At 70.9% G+C, this 15,389-nt stretch carries 14 protein-coding genes; 13 read left to right on the top strand and 1 reads right to left on the bottom strand.

The features are described 5' to 3' along the window. Positions 1-56 precede the first annotated feature (56 nt). Complete coding sequence (bldD, locus tag ABZ371_RS17150; RefSeq protein WP_014157378.1) at positions 57-557, bottom strand: transcriptional regulator BldD; 501 nt, start codon at positions 555-557, stop codon at positions 57-59. Positions 558-779: 222 nt separating this feature from the next. On the opposite strand from bldD, the gene pyrR reads away from it, so the two are divergent. The 13 genes from pyrR to metK all read left to right on the top strand — a co-directional run bounded on the left by pyrR (position 780) and on the right by metK (position 15,219). Continuing rightward, a complete protein-coding gene (gene pyrR / locus ABZ371_RS17155) occupies positions 780-1,364 on the top strand; it encodes a bifunctional pyr operon transcriptional regulator/uracil phosphoribosyltransferase PyrR (RefSeq protein WP_358679777.1) in 585 nt (194 codons plus the stop codon). 84 nt (positions 1,365-1,448) lie between these two features. Then, positions 1,449-2,468, top strand: a complete 1,020-nt coding sequence (locus ABZ371_RS17160; protein WP_358679780.1) for an aspartate carbamoyltransferase catalytic subunit — start codon at positions 1,449-1,451, stop codon at positions 2,466-2,468. After that, complete coding sequence (locus tag ABZ371_RS17165) at positions 2,465-3,751, top strand: dihydroorotase (protein ID WP_358679783.1); 1,287 nt, start codon at positions 2,465-2,467, stop codon at positions 3,749-3,751. The genes ABZ371_RS17160 and ABZ371_RS17165 overlap by 4 nt, the downstream gene beginning before the upstream one ends. Further along, complete coding sequence (locus ABZ371_RS17170; RefSeq protein ID WP_358679785.1) at positions 3,748-4,326, top strand: hypothetical protein; 579 nt, start codon at positions 3,748-3,750, stop codon at positions 4,324-4,326. The genes ABZ371_RS17165 and ABZ371_RS17170 overlap by 4 nt, the downstream gene beginning before the upstream one ends. Further along, entirely contained in the window at positions 4,323-5,480 is a 1,158-nt protein-coding gene (gene carA / locus ABZ371_RS17175; protein ID WP_358679788.1) for a glutamine-hydrolyzing carbamoyl-phosphate synthase small subunit, read from the top strand. The genes ABZ371_RS17170 and carA overlap by 4 nt, the downstream gene beginning before the upstream one ends. Continuing rightward, complete coding sequence (gene carB, locus ABZ371_RS17180; protein WP_358679791.1) at positions 5,473-8,781, top strand: carbamoyl-phosphate synthase large subunit; 3,309 nt, start codon at positions 5,473-5,475, stop codon at positions 8,779-8,781. Before carA ends, carB begins: the two co-directional genes overlap by 8 nt. A 57-nt stretch (positions 8,782-8,838) precedes the next feature. After that, positions 8,839-9,948 carry a quinone-dependent dihydroorotate dehydrogenase gene (locus ABZ371_RS17185; protein ID WP_358679794.1) on the top strand — a complete coding sequence of 370 codons (1,110 nt, stop codon included), beginning with the start codon at positions 8,839-8,841 and terminating at the stop codon, positions 9,946-9,948. After that, complete coding sequence (gene pyrF / locus ABZ371_RS17190; protein WP_358679797.1) at positions 9,945-10,784, top strand: orotidine-5'-phosphate decarboxylase; 840 nt, start codon at positions 9,945-9,947, stop codon at positions 10,782-10,784. Before ABZ371_RS17185 ends, pyrF begins: the two co-directional genes overlap by 4 nt. A 245-nt stretch (positions 10,785-11,029) precedes the next feature. Next, positions 11,030-11,353 carry an integration host factor gene (locus ABZ371_RS17195; protein ID WP_014157387.1) on the top strand — a complete coding sequence of 108 codons (324 nt, stop codon included), beginning with the start codon at positions 11,030-11,032 and terminating at the stop codon, positions 11,351-11,353. A gap of 38 nt (positions 11,354-11,391) precedes the next feature. Beyond that, positions 11,392-12,009, top strand: coding sequence for a guanylate kinase (gene gmk / locus ABZ371_RS17200; protein WP_358679801.1), 618 nt, complete (start codon positions 11,392-11,394; stop codon positions 12,007-12,009). A gap of 114 nt (positions 12,010-12,123) precedes the next feature. Next, complete coding sequence (gene rpoZ, locus ABZ371_RS17205) at positions 12,124-12,396, top strand: DNA-directed RNA polymerase subunit omega (protein WP_003970369.1); 273 nt, start codon at positions 12,124-12,126, stop codon at positions 12,394-12,396. Between the two features lie 169 nt (positions 12,397-12,565). Next, entirely contained in the window at positions 12,566-13,768 is a 1,203-nt protein-coding gene (gene coaBC / locus ABZ371_RS17210) for a bifunctional phosphopantothenoylcysteine decarboxylase/phosphopantothenate--cysteine ligase CoaBC (RefSeq protein WP_358679807.1), read from the top strand. Positions 13,769-14,010: 242 nt separating this feature from the next. Then, positions 14,011-15,219, top strand: a complete 1,209-nt coding sequence (gene metK, locus ABZ371_RS17215; RefSeq protein WP_358679810.1) for a methionine adenosyltransferase — start codon at positions 14,011-14,013, stop codon at positions 15,217-15,219. Positions 15,220-15,389 lie beyond the last annotated feature (170 nt).

The following is a 15,389-nucleotide window of genomic DNA, read 5'->3' on the forward strand; positions in this document are numbered from 1 at the left end:
GTGGGCGGGGCCATCAGGCCCCGCCCACCCGGCGGTACGTTTCTGCGTGCGGGCGGTCAGCCCTCGTCGTGGGCCACCGCGCGGCGGGCGTCGGCATCCAGCACGCCCCAGCTGATCAGCTGCTCCGTGAGCACGGACGGCGACTGGTCGTAGATGACGGCCAGGGTCCGCAGGTCGTCCTGCCGGATCGACAGCACCTTGCCGTTGTAGTCGCCGCGCTGGCTCTGGATCGTCGCCGCGTAGCGCTGCAGCGGTCCGGCCTTCTCCGGCGGGACGTGGGCGAGCCGCTCCAGGTCCAGGACGAGCTTCGGCGGCGGCTCGGCGGCCCCGCCGGGCGTCGTGCCGGGCAGCAGCTCCTGCACGGGCACGCCGTAGAAGTCCGCCAGCTCGGCAAGGCGCTGCACGGTCACGGCGCGGTCGCCGCGCTCGTAGGAACCGACGACGACGGCCTTCCAGCGGCCCTGGGACTTCTCCTCCACGCCGTGGAGGGAAAGGCCCTGCTGGGTGCGGATGGCGCGGAGCTTGGCCCCGAGCTGCTTTGCGTATTCGCTGGACATAAGGCTCCCCGGACGCTGGAACATTTCTTGCGGCTCAGCCGCGTGGCTGGTAACTCACTGTGAGGTTACGCAGCGTTACTTGCCTGCGTCAAGCCGAAAGGTCCGGACTGCGCCTCCCGGGGGCGCCGCCGGGATCCCGGACACGCCCTGGTACCGTAGGTGACGCAAATCCGACGTCCTTTAACGTCCGTCCAGTGAGGCGGAGAAGGAGGTCCGTTTCTTATGGACGCACAGCACGACCCCACCGGCAACGCGGCGCGCCCCGTACTCGAGGCTCCCGACATCGCCCGTGTCCTGACCCGCATCGCCCACGAGATCGTCGAACGCGCCAAGGGTGCCGACGACGTGGTGCTGCTCGGCATCCCCACCCGGGGTGTCCACCTCGCCCGCCGGCTCGCCGGAAAGCTCGAGGAGATCACCGGCCGGGTCACGCCCGTCGGCTCGCTCGACATCACCATGTACCGCGACGACCTGCGGTTGCGCCCCGCGCGCGCCCTGGCCCGCACGGACATCCCCGGCGAGGGGATCGAGGGCAGGCTCGTCGTCCTCGTCGACGACGTGCTCTTCTCCGGCCGCACGATCCGCGCCGCACTCGACGCGCTGGGCGACATCGGCCGGCCCCGCGCCGTGCAGCTCGCCGTCCTCGTCGACCGCGGCCACCGCGAACTGCCGATCCGCGCCGACTACGTCGGCAAGAACCTCCCGACGTCGCAGCGGGAGACGGTCAAGGTCCAGCTCGCCGAGGAGGACGGCCGCGACGCCGTGCTGCTCGGCCTCCAGCGGACCGTCCCGGCAGGCGAGCGGTAGCTTGCGCCCCGTGCGCCCCACCGGCCGTACGGCAGTTCCCGCACGCCCGCATGCCTGATCCCTCCACCATCCACGGAGACCCAGATGCTGTGCCCTCCCGGGGGAAACCCCCGGACCCCCCGTCACCTCATCTCGGCCGCAGACCTCACCCGCGACGACGCCGTCCTGATCCTCGACACCGCCGAGGAGATGGCCCGGGTCGCGGACCGGCCGATCAAGAAGCTTCCCACCCTGCGCGGGCGTACCGTCGTCAACCTCTTCTTCGAGGACTCGACCCGGACCCGGATCTCGTTCGAGGCCGCCGCCAAGCGCCTCTCGGCCGACGTCATCAACTTCTCGGCGAAGGGCTCCTCCGTCTCCAAGGGCGAGTCGCTCAAGGACACGGCCCTGACCCTGGAGGCCATGGGCGCGGACGCCGTCGTCATCCGGCACGGCGCCTCCGGCGCCCCCTACCGCCTGGCGACCTCCGGGTGGATCGACAGCGCCGTGGTGAACGCCGGTGACGGCACGCACGAGCACCCCACCCAGGCACTGCTGGACGCCTTCACCATGCGCCGCAGGCTCGTCGGGGCCGACGCCGGGCTCGGCCGGGACCTCGAAGGGCGCCGCATCACGATCGTCGGCGACATCCTGCACAGCCGGGTGGCCCGCTCCAACGTCCACCTGCTGGCCACGCTCGGCGCGCACGTCACCCTCGTCGCCCCGCCGACCCTCGTGCCCGTCGGCGTCGGGCAGTGGCCCTGTGACGTCAGTTACAGCCTCGACGACGTCCTGCCGAAGTCCGACGCCGTGATGATGCTCCGGGTGCAGCGCGAACGGATGAACGCCGCGTACTTCCCGACCGAGCGCGAGTACTCCCGCCGCTACGGCCTGGACGCCGAGCGCATGGCGAAGATGCCGGAGCACGCCATCGTGATGCACCCCGGGCCCATGGTCCGCGGCATGGAGATCACCGCCCAGGTCGCCGACTCCGACCGCTGCACCGCCGTCGAACAGGTCGCGAACGGCGTGTCCACCCGCATGGCCGTCCTGTACCTGCTGCTGGGCGGATCCGAGACCGCCCTGCCGTCCGCCGCCGCCCGTACCGAGGAGACCCACTCATGAGCAAGATCCTTATCCGCGGCGCGAAGGTGCTCGGCGGAGAGCCGGCGGACGTCCTCATCGACGGCGAGACCATCGCGCGGGTCGCCCCGCACGTCGAGGCCGGCGACGCCACCGTCATCGAGGCGGCGGGCCGCGTCCTGCTGCCCGGGCTCGTCGACCTGCACACCCACCTGCGCGAGCCCGGCCGCGAGGACTCCGAGACGGTCCTCACCGGCACCAGGGCCGCCGCCGTCGGCGGATTCACCGCCGTGCACGCCATGGCCAACACCTTCCCCGTCGCCGACACCGCCGGCGTCGTCGAGCAGGTCTGGCGGCTCGGCAGGGAGTCCGGATACTGCGACGTGCAGCCCGTCGGCGCCGTCACCGTGGGCCTGGAGGGCAAGCAGCTCGCCGAGCTCGGCGCCATGCACGACTCCGCCGCCGGGGTGAAGGTCTTCTCCGACGACGGCAAGTGCGTCGACGACGCCGTGATCATGCGCCGAGCCCTGGAGTACGTGAAGGCGTTCGACGGCGTCGTCGCCCAGCACGCCCAGGAACCCCGGCTCACCGAGGGCGCCCAGATGAACGAGGGCGTCGTCTCGGCCGAACTCGGTCTCGGCGGCTGGCCCGCCGTCGCCGAGGAGTCGATCATCGCCCGCGACGTCCTGCTCGCCGCCCACGTCGGCTCCCGCGTGCACATCTGCCACCTGTCGACCGCCGGGTCCGTGGAGATCGTCCGCTGGGCCAAGTCCAAGGGCTGGAACGTCACCGCCGAGGTCACCCCGCACCACCTGCTGCTCACCGACGAGCTCGTGCGGTCCTACAACCCCGTCTACAAGGTGAACCCGCCGCTGCGCACCGAGGCCGACGTCATGGCCCTGCGCGAGGCGCTCGCCGACGGCACGATCGACTGCGTCGCCACCGACCACGCCCCGCACCCGCACGAGGACAAGGACTGCGAGTGGGCCGCCGCCGCCATGGGCATGGTCGGCCTGGAGACCGCGCTCTCCGTCGTCCAGCAGACGATGGTGGACACCGGCCTCCTCGACTGGGCCGGCGTCGCCGACCGGATGTCCCTGCGCCCCGCGGCCATCGGCAGGCTCGAGGGACACGGCCGTCCCGTCTCGGCGGGTGAGCCCGCCAACCTCACCCTGGTCGATCCGGCATACCGTGGAACGGTGGACCCCGCGGGCTTCGCCTCCCGCAGCCGCAACACTCCCTACGAGGGTCGCGAGCTGCCGGGCCGAGTGACGCACACCTTCCTGCGGGGCCGTGCCACGGTCGTCGACGGGAAGCTCGCGTGACAACACTCACCCCCCTGTACCAACTGGCCGCCGAACAGAGGTCGGCCGATGTGACGGACTGGTCCGCCCGCATCAGCTGGGTCGTCGGACTGCTCGTCCTCATCGCCTTCGTCTACTGGCTGATGCGCCAGGGATGGAAGTGGCGGGGAAGCCTCCAGTCCGGCCTTCCCGAACTCGCGACCACCCCGCCGGGATTCACGGACGCCCCGGTACTCCTGACCCTCTCGGGCCGCTACCACGGCTCCACGACCGCCGGGCAGTGGCTCGACCGCATCGTCGCCCACGGCCTCGGCACCCGCAGCCGGGCGGAGCTGACCCTCACCGGTCAGGGCCTGGACGTCGTACGCCCCGGAGCCGCCGGCTTCTTCGTACCGGCCGCCGCCCTGCGCGAGGCCCGGCACGACAGGGCGCTCGCCGGGAAGGTGCTCCCCGAGGGAGGCCTCCTGGTCATCACCTGGGCACACGGCGACAAGCTGATCGACTCCGGCTTCCGCTCCGACCACGCGGCCGAGCACCAGGCCTGGGTCGACACCGTCAACCACCTCACCAGCACTACGGAAGGCACCGAACGATGACGATCTCCAATCCGGGGCATGCCTCGAAGAGGAAAACGGTGTCTCCCGCCGTACTCGTCCTGGAGGACGGCCGCTCCTTCCGCGGCCGCGCCTACGGGGCCGTGGGGGAGACCTTCGGCGAGGCGGTGTTCTCCACCGGCATGACCGGCTACCAGGAGACCCTGACCGACCCCTCCTACCACCGCCAGGTCGTCGTGATGACCGCCCCGCACGTCGGCAACACCGGCGTGAACGACGAGGACGCCGAGTCCGAGCGCATCTGGGTCTCCGGATACGTCGTACGCGACCCCGCCCGCCTCCCCTCCAACTGGCGCTCCCGGCGCACGCTGGACGAGGAGCTCGCCGCCCAGGGCGTCGTCGGCATCAGCGGTGTCGACACCCGCGCGCTCACCCGCCACCTGCGCGAGCGCGGCGCCATGCGCGTCGGCATCTTCTCCGGCGACGCGATCCAGGACGAGGGCGAGCTGCTCGCCAAGGTGCGCCAGGCCCCCGGGATGAGCGGCGCCGACCTCTCCGCCGAGGTCGCCACCAAGGAGGCGTACGTCGTCCCGGCCCACGGCACGAAGAAGTTCACCGTCGCGGCGATCGACCTCGGCATCAAGGGCATGACCCCGCACCGCATGGCCGAGCGCGGCATCGAGGTGCACGTCCTGCCCGCCACCGCCACCCTCGACGAGGTCTACGCGGTGGAGCCCGACGGCGTCTTCTTCTCCAACGGTCCCGGCGACCCGTCCACCGCCGACCACCCGGTCTCCCTGATGCAGGGCGTCCTGGAGCGGAGGACCCCGCTCTTCGGCATCTGCTTCGGCAACCAGATCCTCGGCCGCGCCCTCGGCTTCGGCACCTACAAGCTGAAGTACGGCCACCGCGGCATCAACCAGCCCGTGCAGGACCGCACGACCGGCAAGGTCGAGGTCACCGCCCACAACCACGGCTTCGCCGTCGACGCCCCCCTCGACAAGCCCTCCGACACGGAGTTCGGCCGCGCCGAGGTCTCCCACGTCTGCCTGAACGACCAGGTCGTCGAGGGCCTACAGCTCCTGGACCGGCCCGCCTTCAGCGTCCAGTACCACCCCGAGGCGGCCGCCGGCCCGCACGACGCCGCGTACCTCTTCGACCGCTTCGTCTCCCTCATGGAGGGTCCGCGTGCCTAAGCGCTCCGACATCCAGTCCGTCCTGGTCATCGGCTCCGGCCCCATCGTCATCGGGCAGGCCGCCGAGTTCGACTACTCCGGCACCCAGGCCTGCCGCGTCCTCAAGGCCGAGGGCCTGCGCGTCATCCTGGTGAACTCCAACCCGGCGACGATCATGACCGACCCGGAGATCGCCGACGCCACCTACGTCGAGCCGATCACCCCCGAGTTCGTCGAAAAGATCATCGCCAAGGAGCGCCCCGACGCGCTGCTCCCCACCCTGGGCGGCCAGACCGCGCTCAACACGGCGATCTCCATGCACGACAACGGCGTCCTGGACAAGTACAACGTCGAGCTCATCGGCGCCAACGTCGAGGCCATCAACAAGGGCGAGGACCGCGACCTCTTCAAGGGGGTCGTCGAGGCCGTCAAGGCCAAGATCGGTTACGGCGAGTCCGCCCGCTCGGTCATCTGCCACTCCATGGACGACGTGATCAAGGGCGTCGACACGCTCGGCGGCTACCCCGTCGTCGTCCGGCCCTCCTTCACCATGGGCGGCGCCGGCTCCGGCTTCGCGCACGACGAGGAGGAGCTGCGCCGCATCGCCGGACAGGGCCTCACCCTCTCGCCGACCACCGAGGTGCTCCTGGAGGAGTCCATCCTCGGCTGGAAGGAGTACGAGCTGGAGCTGATGCGCGACCGCAACGACAACGTCGTGGTCGTCTGCTCCATCGAGAACTTCGACCCGATGGGCGTCCACACCGGTGACTCGATCACCGTCGCCCCGGCGATGACGCTCACCGACCGCGAGTACCAGCGGCTGCGCGACATCGGCATCGCGATCATCCGCGAGGTGGGCGTCGACACCGGCGGCTGCAACATCCAGTTCGCGATCGACCCCGCCGACGGCCGCGTCATCGTCATCGAGATGAACCCGCGCGTCTCCCGCTCCTCGGCGCTGGCCTCCAAGGCCACCGGCTTCCCGATCGCCAAGATCGCCGCCAAGCTGGCCGTCGGCTACACGCTCGACGAGATCCCCAACGACATCACCGAGAAGACGCCGGCCAGCTTCGAGCCGACCCTCGACTACGTCGTCGTCAAGGCGCCGCGCTTCGCCTTCGAGAAGTTCCCGTCCGCCGACTCCACCCTCACCACCACCATGAAGTCGGTGGGCGAGGCCATGGCGATCGGCCGCAACTTCACCGAGGCGCTGCAGAAGGCCCTGCGGTCCCTGGAGAAGAAGGGCTCGCAGTTCGCCTTCACCGGCGAGCCCGGTGACAAGGCCGAACTGCTCGCCGAGGCGGTCCGCCCCACGGACGGCCGCATCAACACCGTGATGCAGGCGATCCGGGCCGGCGCCACCCAGGAGGAGGTGTTCGACGCCACGAAGATCGACCCCTGGTTCGTCGACCAGCTCTTCCTGATCAAGGAGATCGCCGACGAGCTGGCCGCGGCCGACAAGCTCGTGCCGGAGCTGCTGGCCGAAGCCAAGCGGCACGGCTTCTCCGACGTCCAGATCGCCGAGATCCGCGGCCTGCGCGAGGACGTCGTGCGCGAGGTCCGGCACGCGCTCGGTATCCGCCCGGTCTACAAGACGGTCGACACCTGCGCCGCCGAGTTCGCCGCGAAGACGCCGTACTTCTACTCCAGCTACGACGAGGAGAGCGAGGTCGCCCCCCGCACCGAGCCCGCGGTGATCATCCTCGGCTCCGGGCCCAACCGCATCGGCCAGGGCATCGAGTTCGACTACTCGTGCGTCCACGCCTCCTTCGCGCTGAGCGACGCGGGCTACGAGACCGTGATGGTCAACTGCAACCCCGAGACGGTCTCCACGGACTACGACACCTCCGACCGGCTGTACTTCGAGCCGCTCACGCTCGAGGACGTCCTGGAGATCGTGCACGCCGAGTCGCTGGCCGGCCCGATCGCCGGCGTCATCGTCCAGCTCGGCGGCCAGACCCCGCTCGGGCTCTCGCAGGCGCTCAAGGACAACGGCGTGCCGGTCGTCGGCACCTCCCCGGAGGCCATCCACGCCGCCGAGGACCGCGGAGCCTTCGGCCGGGTGCTCGCCGAGGCCGGACTGCCCGCCCCGAAGCACGGCACCGCCACCACCTTCGCCGAGGCCAAGGCCATCGCCGACGAGATCGGCTACCCGGTGCTGGTGCGCCCCTCGTACGTACTCGGCGGACGGGGCATGGAGATCGTCTACGACGAGACCCGCCTCTCCTCGTACATCGCCGAATCGACCGAGATCAGCCCCACCCGGCCGGTCCTGGTCGACCGCTTCCTCGACGACGCGATCGAGATCGACGTCGACGCGCTCTACGACGGCACCGAGCTCTACCTCGGCGGTGTGATGGAGCACATCGAGGAGGCCGGGATCCACTCCGGCGACTCCGCCTGCGCCCTGCCCCCCATCACCCTGGGCGGCTTCGACATCAAGCGGCTGCGGGCCTCCACCGAGGGCATCGCCAAGGGGGTCGGCGTACGCGGGCTGATCAACATCCAGTTCGCGCTCTCCGGCGACATCCTCTACGTCCTCGAGGCCAACCCGCGGGCCTCGCGGACCGTGCCCTTCACCTCGAAGGCGACCGCCGTCCCGCTCGCGAAGGCCGCCGCCCGCATCTCCCTGGGCGCGACCATCGCCGAGTTGCGCGCCGAGGGCCTGCTGCCCAGGCAGGGCGACGGCGGCACCCTGCCGCTCGACGCCCCGATCTCCGTCAAGGAGGCCGTCATGCCGTGGTCGCGCTTCCGCGACATCCACGGCCGCGGTGTCGACACGGTCCTCGGCCCGGAGATGCGCTCCACCGGTGAGGTCATGGGCATCGACTCCGTCTTCGGCACGGCGTACGCCAAGTCGCAGGCCGGTGCCTACGGCCCGCTGCCGACCAAGGGCCGCGCCTTCATCTCCGTCGCCAACCGGGACAAGCGCTCGATGATCTTCCCGGCGCGTGAGCTCGTCGCGCACGGCTTCGAGCTCCTCGCCACATCCGGCACCGCCGAGGTCCTCAAGCGCAACGGCATCAACGCGACCGTCGTGCGCAAGCAGTCCGAGGGCGAGGGCCCCGACGGCGAGAAGACCATCGTCCAGCTGATCCACGACGGTGGCGTCGACCTCATCGTCAACACCCCGTACGGAACGGGCGGCCGGCTCGACGGCTACGAGATCCGCACCGCGGCCGTCGCCCGGTCCGTGCCGTGCCTCACCACGGTCCAGGCGCTCGCCGCCGCCGTCCAGGGCATCGACGCGCTCAACCACGGTGGCGTGGGCGTGCGTTCCCTCCAGGAACACGCGGAACATCTGACCGCGGCCCGCGACTAGCCAGGACGCCATGGGGGACACCGGAAACGGTGTCCCCCTCTTCATGAGGACACCGTGATGTACAAACTCTTCTTCCAGCTGGTCTTCAAGCGGATGGATCCGGAGCAGGCCCACCACCTCGCCTTCCGCTGGATCCGCCTCGCCGCCCGGATCCCCGTCCTGCGCACCTTCCTCGCAGCCGCCTTCGCGCCCCGCCACGAGGCACTGCGAACCGAGGCGCTCGGCCTGCGGATGCACGGCCCCTTCGGACTCGCCGCGGGCTTCGACAAGAACGCCGTCGCCGTCGACGGCATGTCGATGCTCGGCTTCGACCACATCGAGATCGGCACGGTCACCGGCGAGCCCCAGCCGGGCAACCCGAGGAAGCGGCTGTTCCGCCTCGTCGCCGACCGCGCGCTCATCAACCGCATGGGCTTCAACAACGAGGGCTCCGCGGCCGTGGCCGAACGCCTCGCCCGACGCACCCCGGTCTTCCGCACCACCGTCGGCGTCAACATCGGCAAGACGAAGGCGGTCCCCGAGGGCGAGGCCGTGGCGGACTACGTGAAGTCCACCGAGCGGCTCGCCGCCCACGCCGACTACCTCGTCGTGAACGTCTCCTCGCCCAACACCCCCGGCCTGCGCGACCTCCAGGCCACCGAGGCCCTCCGGCCCCTGCTCACCGCCGTGCGCGAGGCCGCCGACCGCACCGTCACCGACCGTCGGGTCCCGCTGCTCGTCAAGATCGCCCCCGACCTCGCGGACGAGGACGTCGACGCGGTCGCCGACCTCGCCGTGGAACTCGGCCTGGACGGCATCATCGCCACCAACACCACCATCGCCCGCGACGGCCTGGGCCTGAAATCCGCCGCCTCCCTGGTCGAGGAGACCGGCGGCCTCTCCGGCGCACCCCTCAAGGAGCGCTCCCTGGAGGTCCTGAGCCGCCTGTACGCCCGTGTGGGGACCCGGATCACCCTGGTGGGCGTGGGGGGCGTGGAGAACGCCGAGGACGCCTGGCAGCGCATCCTGGCCGGCGCCACGCTCGTCCAGGGCTACAGCGCGTTCGTCTACGAGGGACCGTTCTACGCCCGCGCGGTCCACAAGGGCCTGGCCGCCCGCCTGGCCGCCTCCCCGTACGCCACCCTCGCCGAGGCCGTCGGCGCCGAGACACGGAAGGCCGTGCGGTGACCCCCGAACCCTTCGGCGCGCGCCTGCGCCACGCCATGGACACCCGCGGGCCGCTCTGCGTCGGCATCGACCCGCACGCCTCCCTGCTCTCCTCCTGGGGCCTGAACGACGACATCGCGGGCCTGGAGCGCTTCACGCGCACGGTCGTCGAGGCGCTGGCCGACCGGGTCGCCGTGCTCAAGCCGCAGTCGGCCTTCTTCGAGCGGTTCGGCTCGCGCGGGATCGCCGTGCTGGAGAAGGCCGTCGAGGAGGCGCGGGCGGCCGGGGCGCTGGTCCTGATGGACGCCAAGCGCGGAGACATCGGCTCCACCATGGGCGCGTACGCCGCCACCTACCTCGACGAGGACTCACCGCTCTTCTCGGACGCGGTGACCGTCTCGCCGTACCTGGGCTTCGGCTCGCTGCGGCCCGCGCTCGACGCGGCGGCGGCCTCCGGCTCCGGGGTCTTCGTCCTCGCCCTCACCTCCAACCCCGAGGGCGCCGAGGTGCAGCGCGCCACGGCCGCCGACGGGCGGTCGCTGGCCCAGGTGATGCTCGACCACCTGGCCGCCGAGAACGCGGGGGCGACGCCGCTCGGTTCCGTCGGCGCGGTGATCGGGGCCACGCTCGGGGACGCGGGGGTGGACCTGGCGGTCAACGGCCCGCTGCTCGCGCCGGGCATCGGGGCCCAGGGCGCGAGCGCGGCGGACCTGCCGCGGGTGTTCGGCGCCTCGGTCCGCAACGTCGTGCCGAGCGTGAGCCGGGGTGTCCTGCGTCACGGTCCGGATGTTTCCGGGCTGCGCGAAGCCGCCGGCCGGCTCGCGGACGAGGTCCGCGATGCCGTCCCGGAAGGCTGACGATGCCACGTGACGGTGCGTTGACGGAATCCTGAGCAGAAAACCGGGTTGTTATGCGTGAAATGTCCTGGTCGGCGCAGGCTGACCAGGACTTTTCGTCTGTTCTCGCTGACTCAGGCGGCCTTGGCCGCTAGTCTCCGTCGAGAGCCAACGGATGCAGGTCGTCCGTTGCTCACCAGGTGCGGAGCCATCAGGGTTTCGCACCGGTCCGTATCCGACAGATCGACATCCGAGGTGACGTAGGCGTGGCTCTTCCGCCCCTTACCCCTGAACAGCGCGCAGCCGCGCTCGAAAAGGCCGCCGCGGCTCGCCGGGAGCGGGCCGAGGTCAAGAATCGACTCAAGCACTCCGGCGCCTCGCTCCATGAGGTCATCAAGCAGGGCCAGGAGAACGACGTCATCGGCAAGATGAAGGTCTCCGCCCTCCTCGAGTCCCTGCCCGGCGTGGGCAAGGTCCGCGCCAAGCAGATCATGGAGCGGCTCGGCATCTCCGAGAGCCGCCGGGTCCGGGGTCTCGGCTCCAACCAGATCGCATCCCTGGAGCGTGAGTTCGGCGGCAGCGCCGCCTGACGTTCTCAGGCACTCCTGAGAACGGGGATAATCGCCCCATGGCTGCAACATCCCGGGGGACGTCCCCCGCACCCCCGGACGTACGTCCGCGGCTGACCGTGCTCTCCGGCCCCTCCGGGGTCGGCAAGAGCACGGTCGTCGCGCATATGCGCAAGGTCCATCCCGAGGTCTGGCTCTCGGTCTCGGCCACGACCCGCAAGCCCCGCCCCGGCGAACGCAACGGTGTCCACTACTTCTTCGTGGACGACGAGGAGTTCGACAAGCTGATCGCCAACGGCGAGCTGCTGGAGTGGGCGGAGTTCGCCGGCAACCGGTACGGCACGCCGCGCCGGGCCGTGCTCGACCGCCTGGAGGCGGGCGAGCCGGTGCTGCTGGAGATCGACCTGCAGGGCGCGCGGCTGGTCCGCCAGTCGATGCCCGAGGCGCAGCTGGTCTTCCTGGCGCCGCCGAGCTGGGACGAGCTCGTGCGCAGGCTCACCGGCCGCGGCACGGAGTCGGCCGAGGTGATCGAGCGCAGGCTCACCGCGGCGAGGACCGAACTGGCGGCCGAGGCGGAGTTCGACACGACGCTCGTCAACACCTCCGTCGAGGACGTCGCCCGCGAGCTGCTAACGTTGATGCTGCAGGCTTCCGGCCTCCACGGCACCGACGACTGACCGCGCAGGCTCCATCGGCGGCCCGGTCGACGGCCACGGTCGCAGAACAGCACCACCGCGGAACCAGCACGATCAAAGATCTCTTTGATCTCTATCCCCTTCGGAAGGCAGAGAGTGTCCTCTTCCATCACCACGCCCGAGGGCATCATCAACCCGCCGATTGATGAGCTCCTCGAGGCCACCGACTCGAAGTACAGCCTCGTGATCTACGCCGCCAAGCGCGCGCGCCAGATCAACGCGTACTACTCGCAGCTCGGCGAAGGCCTCCTCGAGTACGTCGGTCCGCTCGTCGACACCCACGTGCACGAGAAGCCGCTCTCGATCGCGCTCCGCGAGATCAACGCGGGCCTGCTGACCTCCGAGGCCATCGAGGGCCCCGCGCAGTAGGCGGTAGACGCACCTTCACCACAGGCCCGGCGGTCGACACCGCCGGGCCTGTGGTGTGCCGGGCGCCGGACCGGCCGCAGGAGGTCCGGCGCGGTGAGGCAGCATGGAGGCGTACGTCCTGAGGCCGTACGGCGCCGAGTGCGCGGAGACACGAGTGCGGGGAGACGCAGTGGACAAGCCGAAGGTCGTCCTGGGGGTCAGCGGGGGCATCGCCGCGTACAAGGCGTGCGAGCTGCTGCGCAGGCTGACCGAGTCGGGCCATGACGTACGGGTCGTGCCGACCGACGCGTCGCTGCACTTCGTCGGTGCGGCCACCTGGTCGGCGCTCTCCGGCAACCCCGTCTCGACGGAGGTCTGGGAGAGCGTCCACGAGGTGCCCCACGTGCGGATCGGTCAGGCCGCCGACCTCGTCGTCGTGGCCCCGGCCACCACCGACCTGCTCGCCAAGGCCGCCCACGGGCTCGCCGGCGACCTCCTGACGAACACGCTCCTCACCGCCCGCTGCCCGGTGGTGTTCGCGCCGGCGATGCACACCGAGATGTGGGAGCACCCCGCCACCCAGGAGAACGTCGCCACACTGCGCCGCCGCGGCGCCGTCGTCATCGAGCCGGCCGTCGGCCGGCTCACCGGGGCGGACACGGGCAAGGGGCGGCTCCCGGACCCGGGCGAGATCTTCGAGGTCTGCCGCCGCGTCCTGGCGCGCGGGCCCGTCGCCCCCGACCTGGTGGGCCGGCACGTGGTGATCAGCGCGGGCGGTACCCGAGAGCCCCTCGACCCCGTCCGCTACCTGGGGAACCGCTCCTCCGGGAAGCAGGGTTACGCGCTGGCGCGCACCGCCGTGGCCCGCGGTGCCCGGGTCACGCTGATCGAGGCCAACACCGGTCTGCCCGACCCGGCGGGGGCCGACGTCCTGCGCGCCGGCACCGCGCTGCAGCTGCGGGAGGCCGTGCTGAAGGTGGCGGCCGACGCCGACGTGGTGGTGATGGCGGCGGCCGTCGCCGACTTCCGGCCCGCCGGCTACGCCACAGGGAAGATCAAGAAGAAGGACGGGCAGGAGCCGGCGCCCGTGGCCCTGGTGCGCAATCCCGACATCCTCGCCGAGGTCTCCTCGGACCGGGCGCGCCCCGGGCAGATCGTCGTCGGGTTCGCCGCCGAGACCGACGACGTCCTCGCCAACGGCCGGGACAAGCTCCGCCGCAAGGCCTGCGACCTCCTCGTCGTCAACGAGGTGGGCGAGCGCAAGACGTTCGGGTCCGAGGAGAACGAAGCGGTCGTGCTCGGGGCCGACGGCAGCGAGACCGCGGTCCCGTTCGGACCCAAGGAAGTGCTCGCCGACACCGTTTGGGACCTCGTCGCGGCACGGTTCGGCTAGATTGCGTAGCAACCGCTCCGGCGGGAAGGAAAGACTAAGGTGAAGGATCCCGTCGAGCACTCCAGAGGAGGGATTGTCGTACCGCAGTCAACCGTGCCGCAGGTCACAGACCCTCCAAGGGGCGAGACGCGTGGTCCGACCGCCGGAAGCGACCGATAAACTGGTCGACGGAATGTGCCGGGCGCAGCCCCCGGACGTCCACCCATGATCAGCCAGCAGCCGCTGCAACCCCAGGGAGCGATGTGTCCCGCCGTCTCTTCACCTCGGAGTCCGTCACCGAGGGTCACCCCGACAAGATCGCTGACCAGATCAGCGACACGATTCTCGACGCGCTCCTGCGCGAGGACCCTTCCTCGCGCGTCGCCGTCGAGACCTTGATCACCACCGGTCTGGTGCATGTCGCGGGTGAGGTCACGACCAAGGCCTACGCCGACATTCCCAACCTCGTGCGCAACAAGGTGCTGGAGATCGGCTACGACTCCTCCAAGAAGGGCTTCGACGGCGCCTCCTGCGGCGTGTCCGTCTCCATCGGCGCGCAGTCCCCGGACATCGCCCAGGGCGTCGACACGGCGTACGAGAAGCGGGTCGAGGGCGACGAGGACGAGCTCGACAAGCAGGGCGCCGGCGACCAGGGGCTGATGTTCGGCTACGCCTGCGACGAGACGCCCGAGCTGATGCCGCTCCCGATCTACCTGGCGCACCGCCTCTCGCGCCGACTGTCCGACGTCCGCAAGAACGGCACCATCCCGTACCTGCGTCCCGACGGAAAGACCCAGGTCACCATCGAGTACGACGGTGACAAGGCCGTCCGCCTGGACACGGTCGTCGTCTCCTCGCAGCACGCCTCGGACATCGACCTCGACTCGCTGCTCGCCCCCGACATCCGCGAGTTCGTCGTCGAGCACGTGCTGGGCCAGCTCATCGAGGACGGCATCAAGCTCGACACCGAGGGCTACCGCCTCCTGGTCAACCCGACGGGCCGCTTCGAGATCGGCGGCCCCATGGGCGACGCCGGCCTCACCGGCCGCAAGATCATCATCGACACGTACGGCGGCATGGCCCGCCACGGCGGCGGTGCCTTCTCCGGCAAGGACCCGTCCAAGGTCGACCGGTCGGCCGCGTACGCGATGCGCTGGGTGGCGAAGAACGTCGTCGCAGCCGGCCTCGCGGCCCGCTGCGAGGTCCAGGTCGCGTACGCGATCGGCAAGGCCGAGCCCGTGGGGCTGTTCGTCGAGACGTTCGGCACCGCCGCCGTCGACACGGAGAAGATCGAGCACGCCATCGGCGAGGTGTTCGACCTCCGTCCGGCCGCGATCATCCGCGACCTCGACCTGCTCCGCCCGATCTACGCCCAGACCGCGGCCTACGGCCACTTCGGCCGCGAGCTCCCCGACTTCACCTGGGAGCGCACGGACCGCGTGGACGCGCTGCGCAGCGCCGCGGGTCTCTAGGGGCGGGGCGCCCCAGGCCCCGCGGAGGGCCGCCGCGCGCACAGTCCCGCACAGCGGGCCCGGCAGCGCGCAGTTGGCAGGGCCCCCTTCGGGGGGGGGATCAGGCCGCCGCCCAGGGGGGCGCGCCCCTGCAACGGCGTGGGGGGGGGATGGTAGGTTTGTCTGTGTGT

It is taken from the genome of Streptomyces sp. NPDC005899 (assembly GCF_040629645.1).
Lineage (GTDB): Bacteria > Actinomycetota > Actinomycetes > Streptomycetales > Streptomycetaceae > Streptomyces.

Coding starts and splice junctions, on each gene's coding strand:
- bldD (WP_014157378.1), bottom strand. CDS start 557: ATGTCCAGCGAATACGCAAAGCAGCTCGGGGCCAAGCTCCGCGCCATC.
- pyrR (WP_358679777.1), top strand. CDS start 780: ATGGACGCACAGCACGACCCCACCGGCAACGCGGCGCGCCCCGTACTC.
- ABZ371_RS17160 (WP_358679780.1), top strand. CDS start 1,449: ATGCTGTGCCCTCCCGGGGGAAACCCCCGGACCCCCCGTCACCTCATC.
- ABZ371_RS17165 (WP_358679783.1), top strand. CDS start 2,465: ATGAGCAAGATCCTTATCCGCGGCGCGAAGGTGCTCGGCGGAGAGCCG.
- carA (WP_358679788.1), top strand. CDS start 4,323: ATGACGATCTCCAATCCGGGGCATGCCTCGAAGAGGAAAACGGTGTCT.
- ABZ371_RS17185 (WP_358679794.1), top strand. CDS start 8,839: ATGTACAAACTCTTCTTCCAGCTGGTCTTCAAGCGGATGGATCCGGAG.
- gmk (WP_358679801.1), top strand. CDS start 11,392: ATGGCTGCAACATCCCGGGGGACGTCCCCCGCACCCCCGGACGTACGT.